This is a genomic window from Micromonospora sp. WMMD558 (genome assembly GCF_049315255.1).
Lineage (GTDB): Bacteria > Actinomycetota > Actinomycetes > Mycobacteriales > Micromonosporaceae > Micromonospora.
The window spans coordinates 2,164,501-2,184,720 of sequence record NZ_CP186061.1 but is presented as its reverse complement, the minus strand read 5'-3'; the positions used below and the strand labels follow the sequence as shown (position 1 = coordinate 2,184,720).

The window sequence follows — 20,220 nt, the reverse complement described above, 5'->3', positions numbered from 1 at the left end:
GGGACGACGAGTGGTCCCGGCCGGGGCGAACCCTCCCGGCCGGGATCAGCAGCCGGTGCCGCTCAGCGGAGCACCTCGCGCCAGGCCGGGTCGGCCCCGCGCCAGGCCCCCGCAAGGATGGCCGCCGAACTACGGCTGTGGCACTCCAGCACCTTCGACCGGCCGTTCGCACCACCGATCTGCGCCTGCACCTCCCAGCGCCGACCGTCGGTGCGGATATAGACGTCACGACGTCCTCGCGCCGTCGCGTCCCCGTTCCACCAGTGCTCCTCGACGATCACCTGGCGACCGTACAACAGCTGCCCGGACGGCCGGTAGCGGTAGCCACCAGGCCACCGTCGCTACTTCCAGCGGAAATGGATGAAGAGGCGGCCGAAGTTCTTCGAGTCCTTCTCGACCCGGTGGTAGAGCGCCTTGACGTCCTTCTGGTCGAGGAACCGCAGCACCCGCTTCTTGAGCTGGCCGGAACCCTTGCCGGGGATGATCTCCACGAGGGTGGCCTTCTTCGCCACCGCCTCGTCCATGATCCCGCGCAGGGCACGGTCGATGTCGGTGCCCTTGTTGTAGATGTCGTGCAGGTCCAGCTTGAGCTTCACGGCCGGGCCTCCACCGGGTCGGGTTCCATGGCAGCCCCATCGTAGGCGGCCCGCCGCTCGGCGGCCCCGGGCACCGGCCCTGCCGGGCGGCGCCGCCCGCCGGAAATCGGTCGACATCGCCGCCGCCGACGACCACCGTCGGGGGATGCGACAGGAGGACCTCTGGGACGCCGACGCCGCGTCCCGCTACGACACCCCGGGCACGGGCATGTTCGCCCCCGATGTGCTCGGGCCGACGGTGGACCGGCTCGTCGAGCTGGCCGGGGACGGCCGCGCCCTCGAGTTCGCCGTCGGCACCGGCCGGGTGGCCGTTCCGCTCGCCGAGCGGGGCGTACCCGTCACCGGGATCGAGCTGTCCCGCCCGATGATCGAGCGGCTGCGGACGAAGGTGGACGAGGAGACGGTCCCGGTGGTCCGGGGCGACATGGCGGTCACCGCCGCCCCGGGGACGTACACGCTGGTCTACCTCGTCTTCAACACGATCTCCAACCTGTACACCCAGGCGGAGCAGGTCGCCTGCTTCCGCAACGCGGCCCGGCACCTCGAACCCGGTGGCCGGTTCGTGATCGAACTGTGGGTACCGGAGCTCCGCAAGCTTCCACCGGGCCAGCCGGCCGTGGTCTGGCACTGCGAGCCCGGCTACCTCGGCCTGGACACGTACGACGTGCTGCACCAGCGGGCCGTGTCGCACCACGTCCGGTACGACGAGGACGGCCAGGCCCGGGTCACCCTGAGCCCGCACCGCTACATCTGGCCGGCGGAGCTGGACCTGATGGCTCAGCTGGCCGGGTTCGAGCTGGAGAGCCGGCACGCCGACTGGGCCGGGGCGGAGTTCACCGCCGACTCGCGGTCCCACGTGTCCGTCTACCGCCTCCCGGCCTGACCGGGGGCGGAGACGACGACGGGGCGGCCCCCGGGAAAGGGACCGCCCCGTCGTCGCCGCTCAGCGGCCGAACCGGGTCTCCACCCGGCGCAGTGCCGCCTGGTAGTCGTCGTTCGCGTGGTGCATCGCCGCCGCGATGCGCAGGTGCCGCAGCGCGTCGGCCGGCCGGTTCAGCCGCTCCAGCGTCCGGCCCAGCACGTGGTGGGCGTAGTGGTCGCTGGGGTCCCGGTCGACCAGCTCGCGGAGCTGCTCCTCGGCCCGGTTGAGCTGGGCCGACTGGAAGTACGCGCGGGCCAGCAGCTGCCGGACGGCGGAGTTGCCGGGCTCGGCCTCGACGATCGGCTCGAGCAGCCGGGCCGCTGCGGTCGGGTCACCGGCTTCGAAGAACAGAGTCGCCCGCCGGTACTCGGCCAGAAGATCCATCCGACCCACCCCCTCGTGTCACATCGCCACTGAACCGACGCTGGCACAACACCAGCCGTACCGCGACTGTTCCCCGCTGGGAATTGCGCCGCCTGGCGGCGCCGGGCGGCGCGTCAGACCGACCGGGCGGTGGCGAGGTCCCAGGCGCGGACGCCGCCGACGATGCCGGCCGTGTTCGGCACCACCACCACGTCGTCACCCATCCGGGTCAGTTGCTCGGGGCGGATCAGCCGCGAGTTGCCCCCGCCGAGGTAGAGCCGGTCCCAGCGGAAGACGGGCCGTAGGCCCTCCACCACCTGCCGTACCCGTCGCGACCAGAAGGCGTCCCCGAGCCGCCGCCGCTCGACCTCCCCGACGTACGTGTCGTAGGTGGTGCCCCAGCGCACGGGGGCGTGGGACAGCTCCAGGTGCGGGGCGAGCACGCCCCCGTCGAAGAGGGCGCTGCCCAGCCCGGTGCCGAGGGTCAGCACCAGCTCACAACCCGTGCCGGCGACCACCCCGGCCCCGTGCACCTCGGCGTCGTTGAGCACCAGCGCCGGCACCCCGAAGGCGTCGGCGAGGGCGCTGCGCGCGTCGTACCCCGACCACTCGGCGACCAGCTCGGGGTCCACCCGGCTGCGCGGGCCGGAGCGGGTGACGTAGTGCGGCGTGGCCACCACCACCCCGTGCCGGATCATGCCCGGCATCCCCACGGTCAGGCGGTCCGCCGGCGGCAGCCGCGACCCCAGGTCCCGCAGGGTCTTGACGAAGAGCGCGGGCGGCAGCGGGTACGGCGTCGGCACGCGTACCGGCCGCGCCCGCATGGTCCCGGCGGCGTCGAGAACCGACGCCTTGAGCCCACCGCCGCCGCAGTCGATCGCGAGAGTCGTCACCACGCCGAGAAGTGTGCCCGGTCCGTGGCGGACCACCCTCGCCGATCATGCATTTCCGGCCCACCGTATGCCAGCTTTGCCCCGTTGCGTCCGGACGCGAAGTGAAGATCGCGGGGTAGGTGGGGTGCGGATAGGGTTGCGGGCTGATGAGTGGGACGTTGGTTGTCAAAGGCCTGAGCGCGGGGCACGGGGAGCGGGAGCTCTTCGCCGGGCTCGATCTTGTCGTTGCGCCCGGGGACGTCGTCGGGCTCGTGGGGCCGAACGGTGCGGGCAAGTCGACGTTGCTGCGTACGCTCGCCGGGTTGTCACCCGTCGAGGCCGGGAGCGTCACGATCAGCCCGCCCACCGCGAACGTCGGGCACCTGCCGCAGGAACCGGAGCGGCGGGCCGGCGAGCGGGTCCGCGACTTCCTGGCCCGGCGCACCGGGGTCGCCGGGGCACAGGCGACGCTGGACGCGGCCACCGAGGCGCTGACCGCGGGGGCGCCCGGCGCCGACGACGCGTACGCCGAAGCACTGGACCGCTGGCTCGCCCTCGGCGGCGCCGACCTGGACGAACGCGCCGAGCAGGTCGCCGCCGACCTCGGCCTCGCCGTCTCCCTCGACCTGGAGATGACCGGCCTCTCCGGCGGCCAGGCCGCCCGCGCCGGGCTGGCGTCGCTGCTGCTCAGCCGGTACGACGTCTTCCTCCTCGACGAGCCCACCAACGACCTGGACCTGGCCGGGCTGGAGCGGCTGGAGGAGTTCGTCACCGGCCTTCGCGCCGGGACCGTCCTGGTCAGCCACGACCGCGAGTTCCTCACCCGCACCGTGACCCGCGTCCTCGAACTGGACCTGCACCAGCGGCAGGTCAACCACTACGGCGGCGGCTACGCGGCCTACCTGGAGGAGCGGAAGGTGGCGCGGCGGCACGCCCGCGCCGACTACGAGGAGTACGCCGAGACCCGCGCCGACCTGGAGGGGCGAGCCCGCATGCAGCGGGGATGGATGGAGAAGGGCGTGCGCAACGCCCGGCGCAAGGCCACCGACAACGACAAGATCGGCCGCAGGTTCCGCTCCGAGTCGAGCGAGAAGCAGGCGGCCAAGGCCCGGCAGACCGAGCGGCTCATCGAACGGCTGGAGGTGGTCGAGGAGCCGCGCAAGGAGTGGGAGCTGCGCATGGAGATCGCTGCCGCGCCCCGCGCCGGCGCCGTCGTGGCCACGCTCCGCGACGCCGTGGTACGCCGCGGCGCCTTCACCCTCGGCCCGGTGAACCTCCAGATCGACTGGGCGGACCGGGTAGCCGTCACCGGGGCGAACGGGTCCGGCAAGTCCACCCTGCTCGCCGCCCTGCTCGGCCGGCTGCCGCTGGACGCCGGACGGTCCTCGCTCGGGCCCGGTGTCGTCGTCGGCGAGGTGGACCAGGCCCGCAAGCTGTTCCTCGGCGACCCGCCGCTGCTCGACGCCTTCCGGCTGGCCGTACCCGACCTGTCACCGGCCGACGCGCGGACCCTGCTGGCCAAGTACGGCCTGCGCGCGGCGCACGTGCTGCGGCCCGCGGCGACCCTCTCCCCCGGTGAGCGCACCCGGGCGGCGCTGGCGCTGTTGCAGGGGCGCGGGGTGAACCTGCTGGTGCTCGACGAGCCGACCAACCACCTCGACCTGCCGGCCATCGAACAGCTGGAGTCCGCGCTGGCCGGCTACCCCGGCACGCTGCTGCTGGTCACCCACGACCGGCGGATGCTCGGCGCGGTGAGCGTCAACCGGCGGCTCCGGGTGGACGCCGGACGGATCGCCGAGGACTGATCCGTGCCGACCCGGTCGCGACGGGTGAGAATGAGCCCATGCTCAAGTGGGAGTACGCGCTGCTGGTCCGCCGTCGGCAGGCGGCCACCACCGACGTCGGCTGGGAGGTCGTCTTCGTCTGGTACGGCCCGGACGGCACGATGGTCGACGTCACGCCGTACGGGGACACCGCGCTGGCCCATCTGAACCGGGCCGGCGACCAGGGCTGGGAGCTGGTCGCGATGAGCGAGGACCCGTCCCTGCCCGGCAACAACGAGCTGCACCGCTACCACCTGAAGCGGCCCAAGCCGGCGGCTCCCCAGCCGCGTGCCCGGATGCGTACGGTGGGCCGGCCCCGCCGCACGATCTCCGGCTGACGCCCACCGCACTACCGGCCGGGCGCCGGAGCTCACGTCGGCCGCGATGCCGCCGGCGTGGCGGTGTCGACGACGCCGGGACCGCCCGATGCCGCCGCCCTCGGGTCGATCGCGGGCGGGCGGGCGACCCGAGTGTTGTCCCGGGGCCCGGGGCAGGTCCACCGAAGGGCAGGGCATACCAGGCGGCGATGTGGGTAACGGGCGGCCGGAGGTGGGCCGATGGTCGCGCTGGCACTGACCCCGCCCTCGGCCGAGCGGCTGCGGGCGGTCGACGAGTTCCTCGCCGAAGCCTGGACGGACCAGGCGCGGCACGACGACCGCCTGCGGGACCTCGCCGTCGAGGTGCGCTTCGACCGGGGGGTGGCTCACCTGACCGGGGAGGTCGGCGAGCCGGACGACCTGCGTCTGGTGCGGGACCGCGTCGGCCGGCTCGCCGGGGTCCTGGCCGTCTGGTGCCGGGTCCGCGTCGGCGGACGGGACCCCGTCGTGGTGGACCTGGGCTGCGGGCCGACCAAGCAGTGGCCGGGCAACCTGGGACTGGACATCTTCCCGGCGCCGGGAGTGGACGCGGTCGCGGACCTGTCGAGCACGCTGCCCCTTGCCGACGACTCGGTGGACGTGCTCTTCACCGTCCACATCCTGGAGCACCTGATCGACTTCCTGCCGCTGGTCGACGAGGCGCACCGGGTGCTGCGCCCGGGCGGCGTCCTGCACGTGATGAGCCCCTGGTGGGGGCACGTCAACGCGGTCGCCGACCCCACCCATGTCCGGCTGCTCGACGTCCAGACCATCAAGGGGATCTGCATGCAACGCCCACCGGGCACCCCGCGCTGGTACCCGCTGCACGCCGGCTGCGACGGTGCCAGCATCTTCGCCGACCTGACCCCGCTCCCGCCCGACGCCGACGGCCCGTCCCCCTCCCACCTGGCCCGCTTCTTCGCCTAACCCACCCACCCCACCCACCCCACCCACCGCAGGGGACGTGTCGATCATGGGGTTAGCGGGTGAATTGGAGATCAAACCACCCGCTAACTCCATGATCGACCAGGACGGCCCGGGGGGTGGGGGGTTAGGGGTGGGTGGTGGATTCGCGGGGGAGGAGGGTCCAGGGGGCGGGGAGTTTGCGTGGGGGGGCTGTGCGGTCGCCCACGAGGCGGTTGGCGAGGAGGTCGACCGCCAGGCGCGCGATGCGTTCCTTGTCCGGGGCGATGGTGGTCAGGGTGGGGACCGAGAAACGGCCGTCCTCGATGTCGTCGAAGCCGGCCACCGCGACGTCCTCCGGCACGCGCAGGCCGGCCTCGTGCAGGGCGCGCAGCGCGCCGAGCGCGAGGGTGTCGTTGAAGCAGAAGACGGCGTCGGGGCGTACCCCCGAGGTCAGCAGGGACCGCATCGCGGCCGCGCCCTCCGCGCGGTGCCAGGCCGGCGCGGGCGCCACGAGCGACTCGTCGTACGCGATGCCGGCGTCGGCGAGCGCGGCGGTGTAACCGGCGAGCCGGAGCCGCGCGCTCGCGCCCTCGGGGGTGCGCTGCGACCCGATCGCGGCGACCCGGCGGCGGCCGAGCCCGATGAGGTGGGCGGTCATCGTCCGGGCGGCGGCGGCGTTGTCGATCCCCACCTGGTCGGCGGGGCCGTGGTCGACGCGTTCGCCGAGCAGCACCATCGGGGTGCCGTCCAGGCCGGCCAGGTCGTCGGCGGTGAGCGCGAGCGGGCTGAAGATCAGACCGTCGATCAGGTGGTCGCCGATGCCCGCGGCGGCGACCCGTTCCTGCTCCCGGCCGCCGCCGGTCTGGTCGATCAGGACCGTCCAGCCCAGCTCGGCGGCGGCGGTGACGACGTGCCGGGCCAGCTCGGCGAAGTACGGGATGTCCAGTTCCGGCACGGCCAGGGCGATCACCCCGGTGCGCCCCTTGCGCAGGTTGCGGGCGGACAGGTTGGGCCGGTAGTTCAGCTCGGCGATGGCCTCCTCGACCCGCGCCCGGGTGTCCGGCCGGACGTGCACGTAGCCGTTGACCACGTTGGAGACGGTCTTGACCGACACTCCGGCCCGCTCCGCGACGTCCTTGAGCCTGTGCCGCACCGCTTCCTCCCCCCACTGCTGGCCCGCACTCTACGGTGGCGGTCAAGGAAGGAAGGGCCCCTTGTTAACGCCTGGCGTTGTACAAGGGGCCCTTCTTGACACCTGCGTCGGCGCAACCGGGCGGCGACAGGGGGTGGGGAGATGGTCACCGTGGGCACGGTGACGGGGGCCACTCGACGGATCCGGAAAGCGACGGACGGATCGATCGGGCGCAGACCCTTGCGCGGAGCACGCACGGTGTGAAAATTTTCTACCAGCGGCACTTACTCAACGGCGGATGTTGCCGGGAGGGCCGCGTCGAACCCTGTCACGGGGGCCCAACGAAGGGACACACCGTATGAAGGCAACTCGGCTCGGCGCCGCCGGGCTCGCTGCCGCGCTGCTGGGGGCGCTCGTCGCCGCCACCCCGGCCGCCGCGGCGCCCGACACGGCCAGCGCCGCCTCCACCACGACCTGCACCACCGACCCGGCCACCCCGAAGCGGCAGTTCCGTGCCATGTGGATCGCGTCGGTCACCAACATCGACTGGCCCACCAAGGGCTCCTGGACCGCGCCGGACCAGGTCGCGGCGCAGAAGGCCGAGTACCTGGGCTGGCTCGACCTCGCCGAGCGGCTCAACCACAACGCCGTCGTCGTCCAGATCCGCCCGACCGCCGACGCGTTCTGGCCCTCGCCGCACGAGCCGTGGTCGGAGTACCTGACCGGGGAGCGCGGCAAGGACCCGGGCTGGGACCCGCTGGCCTTCGTCGTCGAGGAGGCGCACAAGCGCAACCTCGAGTTCCACGCCTGGTTCAACCCGTACCGCGTCTCGATGCCCGCACCGAGCGGCGCCGGCGCCGACATCAGCAAGCTGGCGCCCGACCACCCGGTCCGCGAGCACCCGGACTGGGTCTTCGCGTACCCGCCGGCCGGCGTCGCCGGCAGCCGGCTCTACTACAACCCCGGCATCCCGGCGGTCCGCGAGTTCGTCCAGACCGCGATGCTCGACGCGGTGAAGCGGTACGACATCGACGGCGTCCACTTCGACGACTACTTCTACCCGTACCCGAGCGGCACCCACCAGGTGCCGGACGACGCGACGTTCGCGGAGTTCAACCGGGGCTTCACCGACAAGGCCGACTGGCGGCGGGACAACATCAACCTGCTGATCCAGGAGATGAACGCCAAGATCAAGGCCGAGAAGCCGTGGGTGAAGTTCGGCGTCAGCCCGTTCGGCATCTGGCGCAACAAGTCCGTCGACCCGCTGGGCTCGGACACCACCGGCAGCCAGTCGTACGACATCATCTCCGCCGACACCCGCAAGTGGATCAAGGAGGAATGGATCGACTACGTGGTGCCGCAGCTGTACTGGTACATCGGCCAGTACCCGGCCGCCGACTACGCGCGTCTGGTCCCGTGGTGGGCCGAGCAGGTGCGCGGCACCCGCGTGCAGCTCTACATCGGGCAGGCCGACTACAAGAGCGGCGAGCCGGCGTACGGCTCGTTCTGGATGAACCCGCGCGAGCTGTCCGACCACCTGACGCTCAACCGGCAGTACCCCGAGGTGCTCGGCAACGTGCACTTCTCGGCCGTCCAGGTGCGGGCCAACCGCCTCGGCGCGACCGACATCTACGCCGCCGAGCACTACTCCCGCCCGGCCCTGGTGCCGGCGATGCCGCACCTGCCCGCCAAGCCGCTACTCATGCCGGTGGTCACCGGTAAGGAACGGCAGGACGACGGCGTCAAGTTGACCTGGCGGCAGCCGGCCGACGGGAGGGGCCCGCTGGGCACCGCCACGTCGTACGCGATCTACCGCCTCGACGGGTTCGACCTGGCCGGCCGGTGCGACTTCGCCGACGCGGCGCACCTGGTCGACACGGTCCGGGCGACCGGTGGGGTCGAGTCCTGGGTGGACACCACCGCGGAGGCGGGCCACTCGTACACGTACTACGTGCGGGCGGTCGACCGGGTGGCCAACGAGGGACCGGCCAGCCCGCCGGCCTTCGTGCGCTGACCCTGCGCTGAATGCCCCGGGCGCCCCTGGCGCCCGGGGCATTCGTCTGTTTAGGCGCCGGACACGAAATGTTGAGACCGCCGCGAGGTCGCCGCGAGGTACGGCATCGACACTGATCTACACCCGGTAACCCGCCGGTAACATGCCGTCCCGCTCACCCTCGCGGAGGTAATCGTGTCCAGACGCCTCGCCACCCTCCTCGCCTCGCTCACGGTCACCCTGCTCGTCGCCCTCGGCCTCGCCTCCCCCGCCGCGGCCGTCACCCGGGAGCAGAAGCTCTCCGTCCTGTCCGGCTGGACCCAGACCAGCGCCACCAGCTACAACGCCTGGAACGCCGGCCGGTTGAACAAGGCCGCCTGGTCCGAGTACGCCTTCGACTGGTCCACCGACTACTGCTCGTCGAGCCCGGACAACCCACTCGGGTTCAACTTCAGCCTCTCCTGCTACCGCCACGACTTCGGGTACCGCAACTACAAGGCGATGGGCCTGTTCTCGTCGAACAAGGCCCGCCTGGACAGCGCCTTCTACGAGGACCTGAAGCGGGTCTGCGCCACGTACAGCTCGGTCGTCCGGCCCGCCTGCTACAGCCTGGCCTGGACCTACTACCAGGCGGTCAGCATCTTCGGCTCGGTCGCCGCCGTCCAGCAGTCCGACATCGACCGCGCCGCGAAGATGAAGGCCGACGCCGAACGCCGCGCCCGCACCTGACCCACACCCCCGCACCCAGGGGTATCGCCAAGTTGATCATGGGGTTAGCGGGTGAAATGGAGATCGAACCGCCCGCTAACTTCATGATCAACGCGGTGAGGGTCAGGCGTGTTCGGTGTGGGGGGTGGGCGTTGGGGTGGGGGTGGGGGTGGCGGTGGGTTGGCGGGGGTTGGGGGTGGGGGTGGGGGTGCCCGTGGCGAAGCGGGTCGAGTCGGCGGCCAGGTCGGGGTGCTCGATGCTGAGCGCCAGTGCGGCCGCCTCCTCCAGACCCAACTCCGCACCCACGGCGTACGCGTCGTCGAAGGCGGCGTCACCCAACGCCTCGCGGAGCTCCATCTGGCGCTGCGCCCAGTACGCCCCGTAGATGCCCGGCGTGGAGCGCAGGCTCGCCCGCGTCGCCTGCGCCGCCCCGAACAGCCGCGCGGCGGCCAGCGGGTCACCCCCGGCGGCGCAGCGCACGGCGATCGCGTGCAGCGTGTCGCAGGCGCGACCGTGGAAACCGTGCGCCATGCGGGAGCGGAGCGCCACCAGCAGGTGCTCGTGCGCGGCGATCAGGTCCCCCCGGGCCAGCGCGACCAGGCCGAGCAGCATGTCCACCGAGCGCCGGCCGCGCTCCACCGGGCGGGCCGCCTCCACCGGGCGGGCCGCCCCGAGCAGCTCGGCCGCCTCGTCCAGCGCGCCCCGGCGCCAGAGCAGCTCGGCCAGGCTGAACACGGCGAACAGGGCGTCACCCACCACGTCCTGCCGGTGCGCCCAGTCGATCACCTCGCGGCACACCCGCTCCGCCTCGGCGAACTGTCCCATGTCGACCAGCGGCGCCGCCCGACCGGCCAGGACCCGGGCGAGCAGGCCCGCGTCACCGGCCTGCCGCGCCGCCTCCTCCGCGCGCTGGGAGAAGCGCAGCTCCTCGGCGAACTCGCCGTCGGCGCCGGCATGCAGCGAGTGCATGTGGTACGCCGCCGCCAGCTCCGCCTCCGGGATGCGCTCCCCGGTCTCGGCGATCCGGCCGTACAGCCGGGACAGCCAGAGCCGCCCCTCCCGGGCCAGCCCCCGCTCCCGCCACCACTGGTCCAGCCCACCGGCCAGTTCCAGCCCCGCCCGGGCGCTGCCACCCGTGGCGCACCAGCGCAGCGCGGCGCGCAGCTCGCCGGCGAGCGGATCGAGCGCGTACAGCGAGAGGGTCGCCGGCCGGCCGTCCGGACCGAGGTGCACCCGTTGGAGGGCGTGGGCGGACCAGGCCACGTGCCGGTCCCGGGCGGTCTGCTCCTCCCCCGCCTCCACCAGCCGCCGCGCCGCGTACGCGCGGATCGGGTCGAGCATCCGGTACGTGCTGCCCGACGCGTGCGGCTCGGCCAGCACCATCGACTTGTCCACCAGTACCGACAGCGGGTCGAGCGGGTCGTCCCCGAGCAGCCACTCCACCGTCGGCAGGTCCACCGGCCCGGCGAACACGGCCAGCCACCGCAGCAGCCGGGCCGCGCGCGGCCCGAGCGTCCGGTACGACCACGTGACGGTGGCCTGCATGGTGACGTGCCGTTCGGTCGCCGACCGCTGCACCGCCCGGGTCGCCGGGCTGGGCGGGCTGATCCCGGCCGCCGCCGCGACGAGATCCACCGTGTCCTGCTGGTTACCCGTCCAGCCGCCATCGGCCGGCGGCGGCTCCGGGTCGTCCCGGCCGGCGTCCAGGGTGCCCAGCACATCGTCGAGTCGTTCGGCGAGCTGGCCGACGGAGAGCACCCGCAGCCGGGCGGCGGCCAGCTCGATGGCGAGCGGAAGGCCGTCCAGCCGCTGCACGACCCGGCGCAGGTCGGCCGACTCGGCCGGATCCGGCTGCCGGCCGCCCCGGGCCGCGGCCGTCCGGTCGAGCAGCAGCGCGACCGCGTCGCTCTCCGCGCCGTCCGGGGGCCGGTCCACCGACAGCGGAGGGATCCGCCACACCACCTCGCCGGGCAGCCCGAACGACTCCCGGCTGGTGGCGAGGACCCGCACGCCCGTCCCGCCGGCGAGCAGCCGGGAGATCACCTCGGCCGACGCGGCCGGCTGGGCGTCGCAGGTGTCCAGGAGGACGAGCATCCGGCGGGCGGCCGCGTACTCCACCAGGGTGTCCACCATCGGGCGGCCCGGCTCCGGGCGGAGACCGAGCACGGCGGCGATGGCGAACGCCACCAGACCCGGGTCGGTGACGGTGGCGATGTCGACGAACCAGGCCCCGTCCGGATAGGACTCCACCAGGTCGCCGGCGAGTTCCACGGCGAGGCGCGTCTTGCCGGTGCCGCCCGCACCGAGCACGGTGACCAGCCGGTGCCCCTCCACCAGCCGCCGCAGCTCGGCGCGCTCGCTCTGCCGGCCCACGAACGAGGTGACCTGGGTCGGCAGGTTGTGCGCCACCGCGTCGGCGGTACGCGGGCGCGGGAACTGGCGCTCCAACCCGGGGGCGACGAGCTGGAACAGGCGCTCCCGGTCGTCGAAGCCGCGCAGCCGGTGCAGGCCGAGGTCGAGCAGCGACGCGCCGGACGGCAGCGGGTCGGCGTGCCTCGCCGTGGCCGCGGAACAGAGCACCTGCCCGCCGTGCGCGGCCGCGGCGACCCGGGCCGCGCGGTGGACCTCGGGGCTCGCGTACTCGCCGTCGCGCGGCTCGGCCCACCCGGTGTGCAGGCCCATCCGCACCCGGGGCACGGCCTCCTGCGTCGGCCAGTCGTGACTGGCCAGGGCCCGCTGGGCGGTCAGGCAGGCGGTCAGCGCGGCGGTCGCGTCACCGAAGGCCAGGAAGAACGAGTCCCCCTCGGTGAGCAGCTCCGCGCCCTCGGTGGCGGCGATGGTCCGGCGCAGCAGCCGCCGGTGCTCCCGCAGCACCGGCCGGTAGTCGGGCCCGAGCAGCTGGGCCAGCCGGGTCGAGCCCTCGATGTCGGTGAAGACGAAGGTCACCAACCCGGTCGGGAGGTGGATCCGTGGCGACATGCGTGGAACCTCCGCCCCGTGACGTCGGGTTCATGCTGCCTGAAAGCAAGCCGTCACGCATCGTGAGAACGGCCGCCCCGGCTCCGCCCCAACGTGCCACTAGGACCTCGTGCGGGCAAGCGCGACAGCCGTACCGACGGACTCCGAGTGCGGCTCAGCAGCCGCAGCCACCGCCGCAGCAGCCGCCACCGCTCGGTGCCGGGGCGGGCGCGCCCGCCCCACCGCGGCCGGTCACCGCGACCGTGGACAGCAGCTTCACCGTGTCGTCGTGCCCCTGCGGGCAGGACGCCGGCTCGGCGGCCCGCGCCATGGGACGGTTGACCTCGAAGGTGTCGCCGCAGGCGCGGCAGCGGAACTCGTACCGGGGCATGGCATCAGCGTACGACCGGTCCTGACGTCGCGCGGAACATGGGTGATACTCGACGGGTGGTGGACGGCGAGGACAGGACGACCCTTCGACCCCTCCGGCCGGCCGCGCCGCCCGACGGCCCGTTCGCCGGCTCCGGCGCCGCCCCGGACGAGCCGTTCGCCTCGGTGCCCCGTCCACGCCGGCCGTGGCTGCGCTCGGCGACACCCTCCGCCGACGACAAGGCGGCGCACACCGACGACGACCCGCCGCACGCCGACGACACGGCGGCACGGACCGACGACACGGCGGCACGGACCGACGACACGGCGGCACGGACCGACGACACGGCGGCACGGACCGACGGCCCTGCCGGGACGGCGCCGCCGCGCACCGGCGACGACCTCACCGTCACCCGGGTCGACCCGCTGCCCCCGGTCGACCCGGCCGCCCCGGACCGGCCCGCGGCAGCCCGGCGGCGCCGGGTCCCCTTCGCGCACGCCGTACGGATCCCGCCGGGACGGTTGGCGGCGGGTGCGACCCGGGCGGTCCGCGACTGGTCGCGGCGCCCCAGCGGGCGGCTCACCCTGCCCGGCGTCTTCCTGCTCTTCCTGGTGGCGGCGACCGCCGCGGCCGGCGCCCTGCTGGTACCCGCGGCCGTGCGCTCCCGGCCGGTCGCGGTCGACGCCAGCGCGGGAGCGCCGACGACCGCTGCCGACCCGACCCTGGCGGCGGGCGCACCGCTGCCGGCCACGACGCTGCCGCCGCTCGGCGGACCCACGGCCGTGGCGCCAACCGGCGGCACGGTCGTCCCGGCGCCCGGCACCGGCCGGCCCGCCGACGCCCTCGCCGCCTGGGCCGCTCAGATCGGCCCGAAGGTGGGCATCGCCCCGGTGGCCATGCAGGCGTACGGGTACGCCGAGCTGGTGCTCGCCCAGACCAACCGGAGCTGCGGGCTGAGCTGGACCACGCTGGCCGCGATCGGGCACGTCGAGTCCGCGCACGGGCAGGCCAACGGCGCCCGGCTCGGCACGGACGGCCGGGCCGCCCCCGAGATCATCGGCCTCCCGCTGGACGGGCGCGACAACCGGATGCTGATCCGCGACACCGACCGCGGGGTGCTCGACCGGGACACGACCTACGACCGGGCGATCGGGCCAATGCAGTTCATCCCGACCACGTGGCAGGAGGTCGGCGCCGACGCGGACAACGACGGCCGCAAGGACCCGCACGACATCGACGACGCCGCCCTGGCCGCCGCGAACTACCTGTGCAAGGGGAGCCGCAACCTGACCATCGCCGGTGACTGGTGGAACGCCATCCTGTCGTACAACGACGTCCGGGCGTACGCGCAGGACGTGTTCGACCGGGCCAACCAGTACGGGCAGGCCAGCCGCACGTGACGTGATCGTCCGCATACATTGGAGAACTGGACACTTCCCCCGGGCAGCCGTTAGCGGCAAGCTAGACGGGTGATGGTGCGCGAGTGGGACCCCAGGACCGCGTCGTCCGCCGAGATCGCGTCGCTGCTGGACACGCTGAACGCGGTCCTGGCGGCCGATCTGCCGCAGGATCCGCCGTGGCAGGAGAATTCCCTGCGGGAATACCTGGCCGAGGTGATGCCCGGTGAGCGCCGGATCTCCTGGGTCGCCCAGGCGGAGCCGGCCTCGAACGGCGTCCCCGGGGCGATCATGGGTCAGGTCCACGTGCTGCTGCTCGGTGACATCGGCGTGCTGGAGGTGCTGGTGCACCCGTCCGCGCGCCGCACCGGCCTCGGCCGCGACCTGGTGCTGACCGCCGCCCGCCGGGTCTACCACGAGGGGTTCCAGTCGATCGGCGTCGAGGTGGTCGGCGACACCCCGGCGGTCGGCTTCTACGAGGCGCTCGGCTTCGCCAAGGAGTACGTGGAGACCCGCAGCGTGCTCGACCTCGCCACGGTGGACTGGGCCGAGCTGACCGAGATGGCCTCCGGCATCGGCGCGGGCTACCACCTGGAGTTCCACCCCGGTGGGCCCCCGGACGAGCTGATCGAGGCGTACGCGCGGGCCAAGGCCGAGGTGCGCGACGTCGAGGACGGCGAACTGCGCCCCAGCTCGTACGATCCGCAGCGGCTGCGCGACAGCCTGGACTGCCTGCACCGGCGGGGCATGAAGCCGTACATCGTGCTCGCCCTGCACGAGCAATCCGGCGAGGTGGCCGGCCTGACCGAGGTGGTGGTGCCGGCCCAGCACCCGACCCGCGCCGACCAGTACGACACGATCGTCGTCCAGGACCACCGCGGGTACGGCATCGACCGGGCGATCAAGGCACGCATGCTGCTGGAGCTGCGCTCCGCCGAACCGCAGCTCGTCGAGGTGCAGACCTGGAACGCCCAGGCCAACGAGGCGATGCTCAAGGTCAACGCCGAGCTGGGGTACCGCCCCGACCGCGAGTGGTGCGAGTACAGCGTGGACGTCGCCGACCTGGTGCACCGGCTCGACCCGGGGCGCTGAGAAGTTTCACGAAAGCGTCCGTCGGGGGATGGACGGCGGTCAACCACGCCACTTAACGTGCGTTAGTTCATGCCCACCCACCGTGGAGGCTCCATGCGCCCGCGCCGCACAATCGCCGCGCTCGCGACCGCCACCGCCGCCGTCACCGTCACGGCCGTCGGAGTCGCACCCACCGCGGCCAGCGCCGCGCCCACCGACCTGTTCATCTCGGAGTACGTCGAAGGCTCGTCCAACAACAAGGCGATCGAGCTCTTCAACGGCACCGGCGCGCCGATCGACCTGAGCGCCGGCGGTTACCAGCTGCTGCTGTACTTCAACGGCTCCACCACTCCGACGGCCTTCCCCCTGACCGGCACGGTGGCGGCGGGTGACGTCCACGTCTTCGCCCACTCCTCGGCGAACGCCGCGATCCTCGCCCAGGCCGACCAGACCACCGGCAGCGGCCTGTTCAACGGCGACGACGCGGTCGTGCTCCGCCGGGGCGACACCGTGCTCGACTCGATCGGCCAGGTGGGCGTGGACCCGGGCACCGAATGGGGTGCCGGGGCGACCAGCACCGCCGACAACACGCTGCGCCGCCTGGGCGGCGTCACCGCCGGCGACACCGATCCCGCCGACGCCTTCGACCCGGCCGCCCAGTGGGCGGGCTTCGCCGTCGACACGGTCGACGGGCTCGGCGCGCACACGACCGACGGCGGCGGCCCGGTCGACGCGCCGGCCACCGTCACGTGTGGCGGCACGCTCGCCACGTCGGCCGGCACCGCCGCGACCCGCGAGGTCACCGCCACCGACCCGGACGACCGGATCGTCGACCTGGCCGTCACCTCGGTCAGCCCGACGCCGACCACCGGTTCCATCAGCCGTACCGCGGTCACCCCCGCTGAGGCGGCCGGCGGCACCGCCCGGGCCACCGTCACCGCGAGCGCCGACCTGGCCGCCGGGGCGTACTCGGTGCTCCTGACCGCGACCGACGCGGACGGCACCACCGCCACCTGCACCCTGACCGTGCAGGTCACCCGGGAGCTGACCGTCGGGGAGGTGCAGGGCCCGACCACCGACGCCGAGTCCGGCCCGGCCGACCGCTCGCCGCTCGCGCCGGCCAGCGGCAACGGCACCAGCAGCACGCTCCACGACGTCCGCGGGGTCGTCACCCAGCGCGCCCTGGCCCGGGACTCGTCCGGCCGGGACCAGCACGGCTTCTTCCTCCAGAGCCGCTCCGACGCCACCGACGGCGACCCGACCAGCTCCGACGGCATCTTCGTCTTCATGGGCTCGTTCACGTCGCTCATCGGCGGTTACGTGCCGACCGTCGGCGACGAGGTGGTGCTGCGGGCCCGCGTCTCCGAGTACTTCAACATGACCCAGCTCTCCAGCGCGTCGCTGGTCCGCAAGGTCGCCTCCGGGCTGGACGTGAACGCGGTGGTCGCGGTGACCGACGCGGTTCCGCCGGTAGACCTGGCGGACGCGCAGCGCTTCTGGGAGCGGCACGAGGGCGCGCGGCTCCGGGTACGCGCCGGGAGCGCCGCGGTGAGCGGACGGAACGTCTTCGCCTCCACGGCCGACGCCGAGACCTTCGTCATCGACCGGGACGACCCGCTGCTCGACCGCGCGGACCCGTACACCCGCCGGGTCTTCCGGGACACCCACCCGCTCGACAACGACCCGACGCGCACCTTCGACGACGGCAACGGTCAGCGGATCATGCTGGGCAGCATGGGCGTCAAGGCGGTGGCCGGGGACAACGCTGCCCTGCTGCCGCCGGCGCACACCTTCGACACGCTGACCGGTGACGCCGTCGGCGGCCTCTACTACTCCTTCGAGAAGTACGGCGTCCAGGTCGAGTCGGCCGCCTTCGCCGCCGGGGCCGACCCGTCGAAGAACAACCCGCCGCAGCCGGCCAGGCGGTCGGAGGAGTTCGCGGTCGCGACGTACAACGTGGAGAACCTGTACGACTTCCGCGACGACCCGTTCGACGGCTGCGACTTCGCCGGCAACGCCGGCTGCACCGGCGTCCGCCCGCCGTTCGACTACGTGCCGGGCAGTGACGAGGAGTACCGGGAGCAGCTCGCCGCGCTGGCCGACCAGATCACCACCGACCTGCACTCCCCCGACCTGATCCTCGTGCAGGAGGCGGAGGACCAGGACATCTGCACGGTCAGCGGCAGTGAGCTGGTCTGCGGTACCATGAACGACGCCGACGGCGCCCCGGACACCCTCCAGGAGCTGGCGCTGACCATCGCCGCGAAGGGCGGCCCCGCCTACGCGGCCGCGTACGACCGCACCGGCGCGGACGACCGGGGCATCACCTCGGCGTTCCTCTTCCGCACCGACCGGGTCTCGCTGGCCGAGGCGACCGCCGGTGACCCGCTGCTGGGTTCGTCGCCGACGGTGCAGTACCGCTCGGCGGGGCTGCCGACGAACGCGGACGTGCAGAACCCGAAGGCGCTCAACGCGGTGCTGCCGTCCGACGTGGACACCTCGACCGGCAAGGACGGGAACAACGTCTTCACCCGGGCGCCGCAGCTCGGCAAGTTCTCCGTGGCCGCCGCGCCCGGGTCGAGCGAGCGGTTCACGGTGTGGGCGGCGAGCAACCACTACTCGTCCACGCCGGACGCCCGGGTGGGGCAGCGCCGGGAGCAGGCCGCCTACGGCGCCGCGATCGTGTCGGCGATCGAGGCGTCCGACCCGAACGCGCGCGTGGTGTACGGCGGTGACCTGAACGTCTTCCCGCGCCCCGACGACCCGATCGCGACCGGGGCGGACCTGACGCCGTCGGACCAGCTCGGTCCGCTGTACGAGGCGGGGCTGCGCAACCTCTGGGAGGACCTGCTCGCCGACGCACCGTCGTCCGCCTACTCGTACAGCTTCGAGGGGCAGGCGCAGACGCTGGACCACCTGTTCGTGAACGGGGCGCTGCACCGCGACCTGGTGCAGATGCGCGCCGCGCACATCAACGCCGACTGGCCGGCCGAGCACGCCGGTGACGGCACGCGCGGCTCCAGCGACCACGACCCGCAGGTGGCGCGGTTCCGCTCCCGCGCGTCGCTCAGCGTGGCCGACGCGTCGGTGGTCGAGGGCGATCGGGGCAACGTCCGGCTCGACTTCACCGTCACCGTCTCGCGACCGCTGTCCCAGCCGGTGCTGGTGTGCGCCGCGACCTACGGGACGACCGCCCGGTCCGGCTCGGACTACGAGTCGTACGTCGGGTGCAGGACCCTCGCGGCCGGTCAGACGACCCTCACCTTCCCGGTGACCGTGCGCGGTGACCGGAAGCGCGAGGCCGACGAGAAGCTGACGTTGCTCGTGGCCGGCATACCGGGTCTGCGCCTCGCCGACCCGCTCGGCACCGGCACCATCGTCGACGACGACTGATCCGGGTCCGCTCGCTGACGGCCCGCCGGCCAGGCCCTTCGCCTGGCCGGCGGGCCGTCAGCCGTACCGGTCCGGATCAGGCGGTCGAGGGGCGGACCGGTTCTGGGCGACGCGTACCTCCCACACGCTGAGGCGGCGCCGCATCTCCCGCTCGACGGGGCAGCGGTGGAACGTCTCCGGCGGCCGCGCCAGCCCGTAGATGTCCGCCCACCACTCGCCCGGCTTCGGGTCGAGGATCGTGTCGAGGTGCGCCGGATAGCGACGGCCGGCGCCGTCGCGCGTGTCGTCCCACACTTCCATCGGACGGACGAGGCGGCCTTCCTGGTCGACCACGACGAGATAGAGCCCCGCCGCGCCGAGGAGCCGTTCCAGCACCGCCAGGCTCGGCGTCAGGGTGCCGGCCTCCACCCGGGCGACGGTCGACGGTGCCACCTTGGCGAACCGTGCCATGCGGATCTGGCTGAGGCCGACGATGCGGCGCGCCCGGCGGACGATTCCCTCGACGGGGAACGGTCCCAGGGTCGGCCCCGTGTCGGGCGGGTCGAAGGCGGAGGTCATGTCGAAACTGTCCTGGCTCGGCGGCCGGCGCGGCAACCCCTGTGGACAAGCCTGTGGACAACGGCTCGCCGGGGGTCACACCCTGCCCATTCGCCTCCTTTGCTCTGCTTCAACCCACGCATCAGAAATCAACGAGATCTGTTGCGTCCGTTGAAGCAGAGCAAAGGGGGCGGAACAGAGGTTCGTCCCACCCGCCGACTGTTCGCAGAGTCGGCGCGGACGGGTGGGAACCGATCCCGGGTGGGAAGCGTGTACCTGGCATGGGAAGCGACGTCGCCTCGCCGGTCCGGCCGTCCGACGAGCTCGGTCCGGGTGGGCCCGACGCCGACCCGGCCGTGCCGTTCGAGCGGTTCTACCGGGCGCACGTCGACCGGATCCACCGGGCACTGGCCCTCGCCACGGGGGACGTCGGACTGGCCCGCGAGGCCGCCGACGAGGCGATGGCAAGGGCGTACGCACGGTGGGACCGGGTCCGGCAGCTCGACAACCCCGCCGGATGGGTGTTCCGGGTCGGGCTGAACTGGGCGACCTCGTGGTGGCGGAAGGTCCGCCGGGAACGCCCACCCGCACCGGGCGACCGGGGTGCGGCCGTGTCCGGGCCGGACCCGGCCGGGATGGCCGCCCGGTCGGCGTTGGACCGGCTCCCCACCGCCCAGCGGGCGGTGATCGTCTGTCGTGTCCTGCTGGACCTGTCCACCGCCGAGACCGCAGCGGTGCTCGACCTGACCGAGGGCACGGTGAAGAGCCGGCTCTCCCGAGGTCTCGCCGGACTGCGAGCGGCGCTGGCCGAGAAGGAGTGACG

Annotated in this window: 18 protein-coding genes; 10 read left to right on the top strand and 8 right to left on the bottom strand. The window is 73.3% G+C overall.

What is annotated here, in order from left to right; all coding sequences use genetic code 11:
• Positions 1–62: 62 nt before the first annotated feature.
• Entirely contained in the window at positions 63–281 is a 219-nt protein-coding gene (locus ACN26Y_RS10675) for a hypothetical protein (protein ID WP_155330146.1), read from the bottom strand.
• Positions 282–341: 60 nt separating this feature from the next.
• The gene (locus tag ACN26Y_RS10670) at positions 342–596 is read right to left on the bottom strand and encodes a Smr/MutS family protein (RefSeq protein WP_155330145.1); all 255 of its coding nucleotides are present in this window, start codon (positions 594–596) and stop codon (positions 342–344) included.
• A 145-nt stretch (positions 597–741) separates the two neighbouring features.
• On the opposite strand from ACN26Y_RS10670, the gene ACN26Y_RS10665 reads away from it, so the two are divergent.
• A complete protein-coding gene (locus ACN26Y_RS10665) occupies positions 742–1,479 on the top strand; it encodes a class I SAM-dependent methyltransferase (RefSeq protein ID WP_422734673.1) in 738 nt (245 codons plus the stop codon).
• Positions 1,480–1,539: 60 nt separating this feature from the next.
• Here ACN26Y_RS10665 and ACN26Y_RS10660 read toward each other — a convergent pair whose 3' ends face one another.
• Complete coding sequence (locus tag ACN26Y_RS10660) at positions 1,540–1,902, bottom strand: tetratricopeptide repeat protein (RefSeq protein WP_155330143.1); 363 nt, start codon at positions 1,900–1,902, stop codon at positions 1,540–1,542.
• A 113-nt stretch (positions 1,903–2,015) separates the two neighbouring features.
• On the bottom strand, positions 2,016–2,777 hold the full coding sequence (locus ACN26Y_RS10655; protein WP_155330142.1) for an ROK family protein: 762 nt from the start codon (positions 2,775–2,777) through the stop codon (positions 2,016–2,018).
• Between the two features lie 143 nt (positions 2,778–2,920).
• On the opposite strand from ACN26Y_RS10655, the gene ACN26Y_RS10650 reads away from it, so the two are divergent.
• The 3 genes from ACN26Y_RS10650 to ACN26Y_RS10640 all read left to right on the top strand — a co-directional run bounded on the left by ACN26Y_RS10650 (position 2,921) and on the right by ACN26Y_RS10640 (position 5,859).
• Positions 2,921–4,558 (top strand): ABC-F family ATP-binding cassette domain-containing protein, encoded by a 1,638-nt coding sequence (locus tag ACN26Y_RS10650; RefSeq protein ID WP_422734672.1) that lies wholly within the window; start codon positions 2,921–2,923, stop codon positions 4,556–4,558.
• 38 nt (positions 4,559–4,596) lie between these two features.
• The gene (locus ACN26Y_RS10645; RefSeq protein ID WP_155330140.1) at positions 4,597–4,914 is read left to right on the top strand and encodes a hypothetical protein; all 318 of its coding nucleotides are present in this window, start codon (positions 4,597–4,599) and stop codon (positions 4,912–4,914) included.
• A gap of 219 nt (positions 4,915–5,133) precedes the next feature.
• Positions 5,134–5,859: a methyltransferase domain-containing protein gene (locus tag ACN26Y_RS10640; RefSeq protein WP_155330139.1), complete on the top strand. Its 726-nt coding sequence runs from the start codon at positions 5,134–5,136 to the stop codon at positions 5,857–5,859.
• A 124-nt stretch (positions 5,860–5,983) separates the two neighbouring features.
• On the opposite strand, the gene ACN26Y_RS10635 is transcribed toward ACN26Y_RS10640, so the two are convergent.
• Positions 5,984–6,991 (bottom strand): LacI family DNA-binding transcriptional regulator, encoded by a 1,008-nt coding sequence (locus ACN26Y_RS10635; RefSeq protein WP_422734671.1) that lies wholly within the window; start codon positions 6,989–6,991, stop codon positions 5,984–5,986.
• Positions 6,992–7,328: 337 nt separating this feature from the next.
• On the opposite strand from ACN26Y_RS10635, the gene ACN26Y_RS10630 reads away from it, so the two are divergent.
• The gene (locus tag ACN26Y_RS10630; RefSeq protein WP_155330137.1) at positions 7,329–8,984 is read left to right on the top strand and encodes a glycoside hydrolase family 10 protein; all 1,656 of its coding nucleotides are present in this window, start codon (positions 7,329–7,331) and stop codon (positions 8,982–8,984) included.
• A 174-nt stretch (positions 8,985–9,158) separates the two neighbouring features.
• Positions 9,159–9,692 carry a phospholipase gene (locus tag ACN26Y_RS10625; protein ID WP_155330136.1) on the top strand — a complete coding sequence of 178 codons (534 nt, stop codon included), beginning with the start codon at positions 9,159–9,161 and terminating at the stop codon, positions 9,690–9,692.
• 102 nt (positions 9,693–9,794) lie between these two features.
• On the opposite strand, the gene ACN26Y_RS10620 is transcribed toward ACN26Y_RS10625, so the two are convergent.
• Entirely contained in the window at positions 9,795–12,650 is a 2,856-nt protein-coding gene (locus tag ACN26Y_RS10620) for an ATP-binding protein (protein ID WP_422734669.1), read from the bottom strand.
• Positions 12,651–12,804: 154 nt separating this feature from the next.
• Positions 12,805–13,020, bottom strand: coding sequence for an FmdB family zinc ribbon protein (locus tag ACN26Y_RS10615; RefSeq protein ID WP_155330135.1), 216 nt, complete (start codon positions 13,018–13,020; stop codon positions 12,805–12,807).
• 56 nt (positions 13,021–13,076) lie between these two features.
• On the opposite strand from ACN26Y_RS10615, the gene ACN26Y_RS10610 reads away from it, so the two are divergent.
• From ACN26Y_RS10610 to ACN26Y_RS10600, 3 genes are all read left to right on the top strand, one after another.
• The gene (locus ACN26Y_RS10610; protein WP_155330134.1) at positions 13,077–14,399 is read left to right on the top strand and encodes a lytic murein transglycosylase; all 1,323 of its coding nucleotides are present in this window, start codon (positions 13,077–13,079) and stop codon (positions 14,397–14,399) included.
• A 72-nt stretch (positions 14,400–14,471) separates the two neighbouring features.
• Positions 14,472–15,488: a GNAT family N-acetyltransferase gene (locus tag ACN26Y_RS10605; RefSeq protein ID WP_155334026.1), complete on the top strand. Its 1,017-nt coding sequence runs from the start codon at positions 14,472–14,474 to the stop codon at positions 15,486–15,488.
• A gap of 93 nt (positions 15,489–15,581) precedes the next feature.
• Positions 15,582–18,860: a lamin tail domain-containing protein gene (locus ACN26Y_RS10600; RefSeq protein WP_422734668.1), complete on the top strand. Its 3,279-nt coding sequence runs from the start codon at positions 15,582–15,584 to the stop codon at positions 18,858–18,860.
• Between the two features lie 57 nt (positions 18,861–18,917).
• On the opposite strand, the gene ACN26Y_RS10595 is transcribed toward ACN26Y_RS10600, so the two are convergent.
• Complete coding sequence (locus tag ACN26Y_RS10595) at positions 18,918–19,418, bottom strand: helix-turn-helix domain-containing protein (protein ID WP_155330132.1); 501 nt, start codon at positions 19,416–19,418, stop codon at positions 18,918–18,920.
• A gap of 260 nt (positions 19,419–19,678) precedes the next feature.
• Between ACN26Y_RS10595 and ACN26Y_RS10590 the strand changes: the two genes are divergently transcribed.
• Positions 19,679–20,218 carry an RNA polymerase sigma factor gene (locus ACN26Y_RS10590; protein WP_155330131.1) on the top strand — a complete coding sequence of 180 codons (540 nt, stop codon included), beginning with the start codon at positions 19,679–19,681 and terminating at the stop codon, positions 20,216–20,218.
• Positions 20,219–20,220 lie beyond the last annotated feature (2 nt).

Excerpts from the sequence above, each read along its gene's own strand:
- ACN26Y_RS10595 (WP_155330132.1), bottom strand. The coding sequence starts at position 19,418 with ATGACCTCCGCCTTCGACCCGCCCGACACGGGGCCGACCCTGGGACCG.
- ACN26Y_RS10665 (WP_422734673.1), top strand. The coding sequence starts at position 742 with ATGCGACAGGAGGACCTCTGGGACGCCGACGCCGCGTCCCGCTACGAC.
- ACN26Y_RS10630 (WP_155330137.1), top strand. The coding sequence starts at position 7,329 with ATGAAGGCAACTCGGCTCGGCGCCGCCGGGCTCGCTGCCGCGCTGCTG.
- ACN26Y_RS10650 (WP_422734672.1), top strand. The coding sequence starts at position 2,921 with ATGAGTGGGACGTTGGTTGTCAAAGGCCTGAGCGCGGGGCACGGGGAG.
- ACN26Y_RS10620 (WP_422734669.1), bottom strand. The coding sequence starts at position 12,650 with ATGTCGCCACGGATCCACCTCCCGACCGGGTTGGTGACCTTCGTCTTC.
- ACN26Y_RS10640 (WP_155330139.1), top strand. The coding sequence starts at position 5,134 with ATGGTCGCGCTGGCACTGACCCCGCCCTCGGCCGAGCGGCTGCGGGCG.
- ACN26Y_RS10600 (WP_422734668.1), top strand. The coding sequence starts at position 15,582 with ATGCGCCCGCGCCGCACAATCGCCGCGCTCGCGACCGCCACCGCCGCC.
- ACN26Y_RS10645 (WP_155330140.1), top strand. The coding sequence starts at position 4,597 with ATGCTCAAGTGGGAGTACGCGCTGCTGGTCCGCCGTCGGCAGGCGGCC.
- ACN26Y_RS10615 (WP_155330135.1), bottom strand. The coding sequence starts at position 13,020 with ATGCCCCGGTACGAGTTCCGCTGCCGCGCCTGCGGCGACACCTTCGAG.
- ACN26Y_RS10660 (WP_155330143.1), bottom strand. The coding sequence starts at position 1,902 with ATGGATCTTCTGGCCGAGTACCGGCGGGCGACTCTGTTCTTCGAAGCC.
- ACN26Y_RS10605 (WP_155334026.1), top strand. The coding sequence starts at position 14,472 with ATGGTGCGCGAGTGGGACCCCAGGACCGCGTCGTCCGCCGAGATCGCG.
- ACN26Y_RS10590 (WP_155330131.1), top strand. The coding sequence starts at position 19,679 with ATGGGAAGCGACGTCGCCTCGCCGGTCCGGCCGTCCGACGAGCTCGGT.